Below are 10833 nucleotides of genomic sequence, written 5' to 3' on the forward strand. Positions count from 1 at the left end.
AAAGTGAAGGAAGGAAAGACAAAAAAGGAGCGTATCATAAATATTACATCCATTTTTGAGGAAGTACTTCCATACGCTGAAGATCTAAAAAGTACCTGGTTATTTCCTTCTCGAAAAGGTGATAAACCTATTAGTAAAATACAGGCCTATCGACAGTTACAAAAAGCCGGAGATTTTGCTGGAGTCGAATCTTTAGGTACTCATACTATGCGTAAAACATTTGGATATTGGTTTTACAAGCAAACAAAAGATATTGCTATGTTACAAGAAATATTGAATCATAGTACACCACAAATTACACTAAGATATATCGGGATTAATAAGGAAGAAAAAGATAATGTACTTGATACATTCCGCATCTAGTTTAAATTAGATGCTTCTTTATTTTCGGAAAATCGATAAGACGGATATGCAATTATGCATATCCGTCTTTATTATTTTAATAGTAATAAAATCTAATATATAATTAAAAAGTTTTTAATGAATTAATAAGGAGATGCGAGTATGAGGAAAGTCATAGGACTTATAGTATCATTATTTTTATTATTCTCTACCTATGCACCAACATTTACAGCAGCAGCCGAAGTTTTAAATAAAGTAGGCTGGGTGAAGGAAAATGAGAATTGGTACTATTATCAAAAAGATGGAAGTAAGCAAATAGATAACATTACTTTAGATGGAATAGAGTATTCCTTTTTTAAAGATGGGAGGCTATTCCAAGGGAGAAAACAGGTAGGAAAAGACGATTTATATTATAGTGAGCCTGGTAAATTAAAGACTGGATGGAGTTTTTCTGCAACTTCATGGAGCTATTTAAAAGATGGGAAGTATGTAACAGGAACATTTACCTATCAAGGAAAAACATTTGAAATTAATAAGTACGGGGATATGGAAAAAGGATGGATTACTCTTCGTTCTGCTGTTAAAAGAATCTATCCAAAGCCAGAAACAAAATTTCTATTTAAATCTAAACCTGTAAAGGATGGGGATGTCTTAGAGGTCATTTCAAAGCAGGGGTTATGGTATCAGGTTAAATATCAAGGAGAAGTCGGTTATGTTCGGATATTTGAATCTGTTGTAATTGGTGAATCACCAGTTCGTTCATGGGATGTAACAAAGGAAGCAACGAATTTGTCTCATTTTATGATAACGGAGTATCATAAAGATCCTGAAAAATACTTTCCACCCAATATTCAAAAGAAATTTGATAAACAACTAGATAGTGATTTAGCTCTTCTTGCGAATGGATTAAAATGGATTGATCAATTAAAAGAAGCACTCTATTTAGACAATAAACAAGGATGGGTACAAGAAGAAGGAAAATGGACGTATTATAAAAAAGATGGGCAAAGAATAACAGGTTTCCAATCAATTGATGGAAAACGTTATTATTTTGGTACCGATGGTTTTATGCAAACCGGATGGGTACATACAAATGGATACGATTATTATTTGGGAACCGATGGCGTGGTGCAAACTGGAATCCAACATATTGACGGAAAAACTTATTACTTTGGCCCGTTAGGTCCTGTACAATCTGGATTTACACATGTTGATGGGAAACCGTATTATTTTGATGCTTCTCATGAATCAAGAAATGGTTGGATGAAGCAAGAGTTTAATTGGTATTTGCTACAGCCTTCAGGTGCATTACAAACAGGAGATTTTACATATAAAGATAAGAAATTCTCCTTTAATCAAGATGGAGAAATGGTTAAAGGATGGGTTACATTAGAATCCCTTGTTAAAAAAGTATATCCTGAGCCAGATTTAAGAAAAGCATTACGTGCAAAACGTGTAAATAAGGGTGAAGTGATAGAAGTAACTGGGAAAGTCGGTTCTTGGTATGAGGTTAATTATCAAGGAGAAAAAGGATATGTACGTATCCATGATGCTATTATCTTTGATCAGGAGGCTAAAAGTCCACTTACTTTGCTTGATGGAAAAGTAAAGATATTTGAAGGTGTATTAGATTATTTAAAAAGTGACGAACCATTCATAAATAACACGATTAAAATTTTAGAAGAATCAGAACAAGGGTTGTTAGATGCTGCAGAGAACTGGGAAAGTATTTCAAGGAACGTAAACAACGCAAAGCAAGATGTACAGTATAAAATGAAAGTAATTAAAGAATCACATGATAAATTGCAAGAATTAGTGAATGCAATGAAAGGTGACATTAAAAATTTAACGGTCACTCAAAGAAAAGAGCTATTTAAACTGCTTGGAAATACGAAAGAAGATGCTCTAGCGTATGGAAAAGAGTGGATGGGATTTAGTGCTGATGTATATACTACTATACTCCAAAACTATGGAGCGCTTTATCAAGCCTATGCTGATTACTACAAAGCATTAGATGTGGTTGCTGGTAAGTCGGCAGACTTTTTAAAAGATGTAGCTGATGCAACAGTTGAAATTGAGAAAAATCATCGTGAGTTAGCAGAAGGGCTTTCTGGTGTAGTTAAAGACTTAGGACCAGTTGTAAATAGCTCCATTCGTTTGAAACATTCCATAGATGAGGCAAAACCTGGGATGGAGGAACTTGTGCAAGTAACTAGAAAAAATGTTCCAGTTATTGCACAAGACTTACAGGCATTAGATGCGAAAGTCCCAGGATTCTTCACAGATTTCAACATGGGATTAGATCTTGCGAATCTGTTTATGGATTCCGCGAACAAATTAAAAAGTCATAAAGTTGATGTATCTGCTGCAGCTAAAAATATTGGGAATATTGATTTAAGTAGTGCTTTGTATGATTTGGGTGGAAACCCTTCTAAAATATATGACCGTAAGAATGACGGAGACTTATCATTTATATTGGATATTACACCAGTAATTGGGACAGGGAAAGAAATTGGACAACTTGTTACTGGGAAAGACGTAGTAACAGGACAAAAATATGGACCTGAAGATTATGGCTGGGGTACACTAGCTGTTGTATCAGGTGGTACTTCACGTGTAGTCGGAAAAGTTGTAGGAAAGATTGGTGACCTTGAGAAGAAAGGAAAAGCACTAGAAGCAGCGGCAAAAAACACAAAATTTACGAAGTATCCTACTGGTTTTGATGAAGTTGCTAAATATGTAAAAGAACATAAAAAATTACCGGATAATTATATTACGAAAGATCAAGCTAAATCACTAGGTTGGGTGAAGAAAGAAGGAAATCTGCATAAAGTAGCTCCTGGTAAAAGTATGGGTGGCGATATTTTTGCAAATAAAGAAGGCTTGTTACCGGCCGCTCCTGGTAGAACTTGGTATGAAGCGGATGTTAATTATTTTTCAGGATATCGAGGTAATGATAGGATTCTCTATTCCAGTGATGGATTAGTGTATAAAACTTCAGATCATTATAAAACCCTTACCGAGATAAAATAGAGAGGACATTCATTATGGAAACGATACAATTAGATGGACGTAAATTTACTAGCAAAGAGATGCTGCATAAAATATTAAAAGATCAATTAGACTTACCTGATTATTATGGTGAGAATGCTGATGCTTTATGGGATTGTCTTACTGGATGGATCGACACTCCTGTAAAAATAGAATGGGAATTTTTTAGAGAAAGTAAAGAAATGCTAGGTTCATATGCTGATTTAATTTTAGAAACTTTTCAGGATGCACAAAAAAAAAGTCCAGATGAGTACTATATTGTTGTAAAATAACTAAAAAGAACTTAGGTAAACATAAAAAACGTAGAAATAATTCTTTTCTACGTTTTTTATTGTATCAATTTGAATACTTTCCCAGAGTGGCCCCTCATACCTCGAATCGTTTCCGTACCCTAATTACCTATGAAATTAGGTGATTTTTCTTTGTTATATAAAATTTATATAGTAAAAGCATAATTTAACGAAGCGGACCATTGACCTCCGTAACTCATCCCATATCTCAAACATTGTTTCGTAGCTAAAATATGATAAATAAGCATTTGTTTAATTTTTCCATAACTAACTTCTGTATCATATAAGTAAAAAAGATAAAGAAAAACCATCTACATATATTCATAAATTATATTTAGTTATAATATGAAATCCATTTTCTTATAGTTAATTAATCCTGAATATAAATATATGTCCTTCTATAAGAATGCTACATTCTTCTTTATTTACCTATGTATGCATTTTCACTAATTTATTATGAACTGTATATTGATTTAAAATATTTTGTACAAAATAAACAATTAGTATTTTTAGGAACAAACAACTGAATACACCTACTTATTTTCTTAATTCACATAATTTTCAAATATTAAAAGTGCGTATGGTGAGATTTGGTATATAATAAAATCAACCCGTGGTTATAGTGTTTGCTCCGATTCAAATTATGAGATAGTCTGTTTCAACTTTTTACATTATCTAAAAAAGAACTTGTAGGAATCCTACAAGTTCTTTTTGCTTTAAATGCCCTACAAATTTAACGATCAATATTTGTCATATCTGTACATACTTTTCACATCAACAATATACTGGCGAACCCATTCGTAACATAAACATTTCTCTAACGAATCTAATCCTGGAAGAAGAGGAACAAATTTCTCTTTTGGATAACATACCGCAGCGAGAAAAAGAAATGAAGTTAACGAAAATAATGGATGAACTACGTGAAAATTTTGAGAAGAACAGTATTTTGCGTGGAAATTCCTACACACATAGCGCTACAGCTAGTTACAGAAACACGCTATTATGTTCCTTATTATCTGAATAAGAAATATTAAAACAATAGAAATGTCTATTTATATTCAATCCTCCAACTTTATATATATCGTATTTGCCAACCAGCTTTTTTAAAATCCTCTTCATGTCCATCAATAGTTTTTTGCCTCATGGCCAAACAAAGAAGGTGAGTAGGTCGAGTTAGCCCGACATAGGCTACACTTAAAGCCGCTGGTAATTCCTTACCTTTTGGAGAAGTATGTTTTTTCTTTAAATACTCCTGTATTCTCATCAAATCATACTGTTTAAAATATGTCTCTAAATACAGTGTTGCTGTATGGGTTTCGCCCTTTACATTATGAACTGTATCTAAGCTAACTATTATTTCATTATTTGTATCTTGATAGATAAATATATTTCTCTGATTTGCTTCAGCTAAATCTTCACAAGTTTCATTTTCTTTTTTATTACAAAATTCTTTCAAGGAAGTACTTATATGCTTATTTTCTTTTAAAAAAGGTAGAAACTTCATCATAATAAATGTAGCCATTTCATCATTAATATCTTCACCATTCTGAACCTTTAAAATCCATTTTGCTATATAGGTATTTAAGTTGACTACTAGATTTTTATTTCGTTCTTCTAACTTCTTTAGCAGTTTTTTTTCTGAGTACCATTTATCATCAATTCTAATATTCTCAATTCTCATTGCGTGCAACAAGCAATTAATTATTAGTTTGCGACAATCACTCACATTAAGATCTTCAAACTGTGAAATTGCCTGTAAATAACCACCTAAAGATTTATAACTTTTTTTTATTTTGTCATTTCCACTTTTAATATAAGAGGGAAAATAGCTCGGAATCGTTATGTGCCCTTCATTGTGAACTTTAGCAACCCTACCAACTGCCTTGAAAATCTTTCTATCTTCATTATGTAGGTTATTATCAATAATTATCTTAGAAAATGTTGGTAACACTTCCCCGATATTTGAATCATTAAATACAAGTATTATAGGGGAAATATTGTTTATATCTGAGTTTCCTTTTATATTTTGTGGTTTAACACATACTTTATCTATACACTCTGCAATTGATGTTGAAAATCGTTTACTTTCATCCAAAGAAATGGAATTCTTTGGTTTCCAACATATTTTATCACTTGGATTTTCGAATATTGCTTGGTTTTCATCTCCAATACATTGAATACTTACTTGTTCTTTATCGAAGATACTGTTTAATAATTCCATCTGAAGACTTGAGGTATCTTGCATTTCATCCATAAATAAAAATCTAAATCGAGCAGAAATTAAATTCTTTATTTCAGGAAATTCTCTTAAAAATTTAAAAGCCAATACATATGCATCATAATATGAAAGGATTCCTTTAGCAAAGAGCTCCTTCTTAAGCCCATTTATATAGTTATAAGTATCTGTTGTCACATTATAAACATCACTTAATTTCTTATTCCCTATATAAACACATTCATCGTCTTCTAAGCCGAAATTCAACTTATTACAAAGATCTTCAGTTTTATATTTTTGGTTAATGCTTGTTCTATACCCTCTTGGAATTTTATAAAAGGCTTGATTAAAGTTGTCCCTATATGTCTCTTGATCAATGCTATAAACATTGTCGTTATAAAAGTGTTGGTAAGATGGAATTGCTAAGTATTTATTAACAAATACCTGTATTGTTGATACATGATTGGGATATTGAAAAAGCTTACGCCCCTCTTGATTACTACTTCTTTCTTTAATCTCATTTACTCCAACATTCGTATGCGTTAAAACACATATACCTTGATTATTTTTAAACGGAAGTTTCTTTTCAAGAATTAAAAGCTTGGCAATTAGAGTTGTTGTTTTTCCACTTCCAGGACACGCTTTTATATCAATCGTTTCTAGATTTTTAATAACTTTTCTATGATTCTTATCAAATTTACTTCCATAAGGCAGCAATACTGTTTCGATTGAATCTATATCTTCATTTGTAATTTCAATCATTTTCAGTACCTCCTTCAGAAGTCACATGCGTGATAGCTTCCACTAAATACCTTAATTTCTCATCTCTTAATATATTCTGTTTTAATTCTTCCTTATCTGCATATTCCTCGATTAAATTTGCAAAACACTGCGCTATAATTGCTTTTGATATTTTATTGTTTTTTGGGGTAATTAGATTTTTATAAATATCATGAGCTATTTGAAAATTATTATAGTTCTTTTTCTTCCAAGAGGCATTTATGATTTTAATTTCTTCTTCGATTCCTGCATTTTTTTCATCGGTTAATCCATACTTATCACTATTTTGGATTTTTTTCGCTTGTAAAATCGCCTTCAATAATAGTGGCCGAAGTTCACTTAAAGCAATATCATGTTCTAGCGTCCAATAAGGCGAAACAAAAGTTCTGACAAGTTGCCCATCATATCTTTTAACAATACTAGCTTGTTTCTCTTGTCGTTTCTCTTTGTAAGCTTCACTTAATCCTTCATCACTTATATATTCATTAGTATCTATATCTAAGTCTGTCACGCAAGCCACAGGGATGTTAAATAAACCATTTTCCCTATTCTTCCGTTTAAAAATGCTCGAGTACCTTAAAAATGCCGTACTCCCCACATTCAGTACTGTTACACCATATTGTGAAAATGGTTTCCCAATCACTTTACTTAAGGACGGTAAGATTAAATTTTCAGCATCACCCTCTACCATAATTACTCCTTGTGCAAAAAACATATCCGCCTTTGTAGCATCTAAAAATCGTTCTAAAAATAAGTAATCTCCTTTTAATAACTCAGTCTCGTCAGATCTCATTGAAAAAATATTGTTATTATTACAGATAAATAAATTTTCCAATTTTATTTTTGAAGATAAAGCAGTACTGTGAGTACTTAATATAAGTTGAATATCTGAGCTCTCAGCTTCTTCCTGTAAATACTCAATTAGTCTGATTTGAGCTTGGGTATGTAAATGAGCCTCGATTTCTTCAATTAAAGCTAATTTTAAGCCATCAAATTCTTCTCTTTTTAACAATAAAAGTTCGGCTGCAATAAATAAAATATTATGCGATCCTAGTCCTGGCTTTGAGCTTTCAAACTCCAATGTAAGCCGTTCAAGTATGTTTCTTAGTTTTAAGTCTGAAATTCGAAAACTAGATTCTAAAACTTTATTTTTGTTCGAAAATTTATTAAGGTATGTATTAATTTCTTCTAAAAGATTTTTCCCAAGCTGATCTGGTAAATCTCCTTCATTTATATCTTTTCCCTTAAAATAAGAATCTATTTTTTTGTTCGCTTCTTTAAATGTTTCAAGTAAAAAATGACTATCTTCATTTTCAAAAGCCGCATGACTGTTTAGAATATTTGAAAGCCTTGAGTTTTTTCGAGGTGCTAATTCAGTATTAGCATCTCTTAAAGGTTTTAAATAAGTAGCCCTTATCCTATTTCTTGCCTCACTGTTTAGTAATCTTCCCCCATCTCCAATACCAGCTTTTACGTCATAAAAAACTTTCTTACCTTCTCTTTTAGCAAAATAAGAGATATGGAGTACGTACACTGTCTTGCCGTCTACCTTTTCAAATGATAACCATTCTAATAGATGTTTTGCCTCATCTAATGAAATATCTCGTATGATGCAAGAAATTTCTAGAGTTTTAGCCCTTTCATTTTCAGGAGAATTTTCACTTGCAATATGAAAATCATCAATCTCAATTCTACTAAAATCATTACTTTGAGTGCCAAGAACCAGTTTAATAGCATCAATTATTGTGGTCTTCCCAGAGTCATTTTCTCCTACAAACAAATTAAACCCTTTATTTAGGGTTAAATGGAGCCCTTGGTTTCCGAATTTACGAAAATTTTTTATATAAACTTCTGAAAGGTACATTTTTTATACTCCTTTTTGTGTTCTTTTCTTATCGAATAATATTTTTTCATCAGTATTCTTTCTTTATTTACATTATATTGTAAATTCCCCTTACGTTCTGCTTTTAATCCCTAAAAATAGTAAAAATCTGAAAAATTCCAACTGGATTTTCTTAATAAGCTTTAGCGTAAATATTGTCTAAATACATTATCAAAACTTCTGCCAAAAAAATTAATATTAACTACCCTTTATAACTAGAATTATTTTACATATCAAAAGGTACACCTTTTGAAGTTTATTAAAATCTACCTGATTTAGTGCTTCGAAAGGTTCTACAATGCATTTTTAAAGTACTAAATAATTAAAATGGTACCTTTTGAAATATTTTTGGTCTCAATTCATTAGAAACAATTCCGTCTATATAACTAATAAATGTGTTATAATATCTATTGAACATATGAATAGGATAACAACTACCTGCTGTTGGCAAGTAGCAATTTATCTAATAAAAAGATCACTTGTTTCCAAGACAAGTGATCTTTTTATATACATTGCCTATACTATTTTTGAAATCCATTAGATATTTTAGTTCCCTTATTGATATTGCGTACTCAATTCCCCACTCCTTTGATTTAAATGCTATATCCCTTTTTCAGCAGCATCGAGCTATAGTATCTACTCGACATTTAATATATATTGTTTAATCTAAAAGCCCCTGTTCTATCACACAGTTATCACAATATATACACCCTCCATAAATCCTTCTCCACAAGATTCACATGAATATTGATCTTCATATCCAACTTCATATTTTCTCACGTTATTTCCTCTTTAATGTGTAAAAGTGTAAAAGTGGACATTTACACTTTTACACAAGTTCACAAAAAGTACAACAATAAATTTTCATATTATAATATAATTAAATAGACTTCGTTATTTACAAACAGGAGGGATTTCATTGGAAGACTTTGATGATGAGCTACGCCAAATTGATATGAATCAAAAAGAAGCAATACTAGTTGTAAGGGCTTACAAAAGGTATTTAGCAAAAACAGATGAAGATAGAGAATATGGAACAGAAGTGATTGAACGTATTAGCAATAGTGATACTACTCGTGAGGATGTTGATTTTATTATAAGATGCACGGAAGTTATTGATGATATTATCGATAAAGTCGTTGAGGAGAAAGTCGCAAATAAAAGCTAACCTACTACTATATGATAACACTCCTCAAAAAATATCTAGCGTAAAGACTACGGATTACCTCTACATGAGCTTGTTGCTTTACGAATGAAACATTTGCATTTTGAGAGCAATACATTACCTATTCCTGAAGATACAAAAATCAATCATATAATCCAGTTAAAAGAAGAGGTTAAATTATGCTTATATCATTAATATAAAACTATTCTTGAACCAGTGCGTCCAAGATATCACAGTGATAAATCGCTGTTTGTTTTGCCCTTGTATTTACAAGTTCTCTTTGTTTTTCTAATAAAACCGAAAATAAACTGTTAGCAATTAGTGTATATTCGAAATATTGATTGCACTAATCATATCTGACTTTATCTATATATAGCAAAACCAATCACAAAAGTATACTTTCAAAACTCTATAAATCAAGAAATCTGTAAACAAAAAATATCTCATTTATATAAAAAAGAATGCCACCTTAAAAGGCAGTATTCTTTTTATATTTTCATCTAAGCAACTAAATAATTAAATGCCATATATATGGTTAAAAATACACCTAATACGAATTCAAGGACGATAATTATATATGAAACATTTAAATTAAAATCTCTTTTGCTTCTATATAAACATAATCCCTAATAAGAAGAGTGTAACAAATAAAATTGACCATCATTAAAAGTAAGCATCCTTGATTGCTTGAAACAAGTGCTTTAAGCACCTTAGCCTAATGTGGAAAAGTGTACTCTTGCTAAAAAAGTATTCTGTCCACTGAATATTGGAAATGCAGATTTAAATAGTGCGCTTCGTTATTTAGTCGGCGATCCATCTAGAATATATAAGTGTGGCACTGACTAAGATTTATCTTTTATCTTAAGGTTACGTTAGGAGTTAGGACGGAAAAAGATTTGGGTAGTTAATCAAAGGTGAAGACTTAGTAGCAGGAAAAAAATATCGAATAAAAGAATATTTAGTTAATAATTCTAGTATGAGTAATACAGAATTATTAGAACTAGAATTGGAAGAACATACTATAGAAAGGAATATAAAGTTGGTTACAAAGATGTTAGCAATTATATCTGTATCTTGTAACTTTGCTAAAAGGGAACAAAAAAATATT

General features: G+C 31.2%; 6 protein-coding genes and 2 pseudogenes. 6 read left to right on the forward strand and 2 right to left on the reverse strand.

Going from position 1 to position 10833, the window contains the following annotated elements; all coding sequences use genetic code 11:
- From BM089_RS27915 to BM089_RS27930, 4 genes and pseudogenes are all read left to right on the forward strand, one after another.
- Nucleotides 1–363: tyrosine-type recombinase/integrase (locus tag BM089_RS27915; protein WP_175495701.1), on the forward strand; the 363-nt coding region annotated here is incomplete at its 5' end.
- Between the two features lie 141 nt (nt 364–504).
- Nucleotides 505–3375 carry a ribonuclease domain-containing protein gene (locus BM089_RS27920; RefSeq protein WP_090978620.1) on the forward strand — a complete coding sequence of 957 codons (2871 nt, stop codon included), beginning with the start codon at nt 505–507 and terminating at the stop codon, nt 3373–3375.
- 14 nt (nt 3376–3389) lie between these two features.
- Nucleotides 3390–3665, forward strand: coding sequence for a barstar family protein (locus tag BM089_RS27925; protein ID WP_000447923.1), 276 nt, complete (start codon nt 3390–3392; stop codon nt 3663–3665).
- 742 nt (nt 3666–4407) lie between these two features.
- Nucleotides 4408–4707: pseudogene (locus tag BM089_RS27930) on the forward strand (DNA repair protein); the annotation flags it as partial.
- A gap of 48 nt (nt 4708–4755) precedes the next feature.
- On the opposite strand, the gene BM089_RS27935 reads toward BM089_RS27930, so the two are convergent.
- Together BM089_RS27935 and BM089_RS27940 are read right to left on the reverse strand one after the other, a co-directional pair.
- The gene (locus BM089_RS27935; RefSeq protein ID WP_090978622.1) at nt 4756–6660 is read right to left on the reverse strand and encodes a UvrD-helicase domain-containing protein; all 1905 of its coding nucleotides are present in this window, start codon (nt 6658–6660) and stop codon (nt 4756–4758) included.
- A complete protein-coding gene (locus BM089_RS27940) occupies nt 6653–8542 on the reverse strand; it encodes an ATP-dependent nuclease (RefSeq protein WP_090978624.1) in 1890 nt (629 codons plus the stop codon). Before BM089_RS27940 ends, BM089_RS27935 begins: the two co-directional genes overlap by 8 nt.
- Nucleotides 8543–9479: 937 nt before the next feature.
- Here BM089_RS27940 and BM089_RS27945 point away from each other — a divergent pair.
- Entirely contained in the window at nt 9480–9728 is a 249-nt protein-coding gene (locus tag BM089_RS27945) for a hypothetical protein (RefSeq protein WP_061530192.1), read from the forward strand.
- Nucleotides 9729–9773: 45 nt separating this feature from the next.
- Nucleotides 9774–9980, forward strand: a pseudogene (locus BM089_RS31630) (integrase); the annotation flags it as partial.
- Nucleotides 9981–10833: the final 853 nt, after the last annotated feature.

It is taken from the genome of Bacillus sp. 5mfcol3.1 (assembly GCF_900114335.1).
GTDB classification, from domain to species: domain Bacteria; phylum Bacillota; class Bacilli; order Bacillales; family Bacillaceae_G; genus Bacillus_A; species Bacillus_A thuringiensis_S.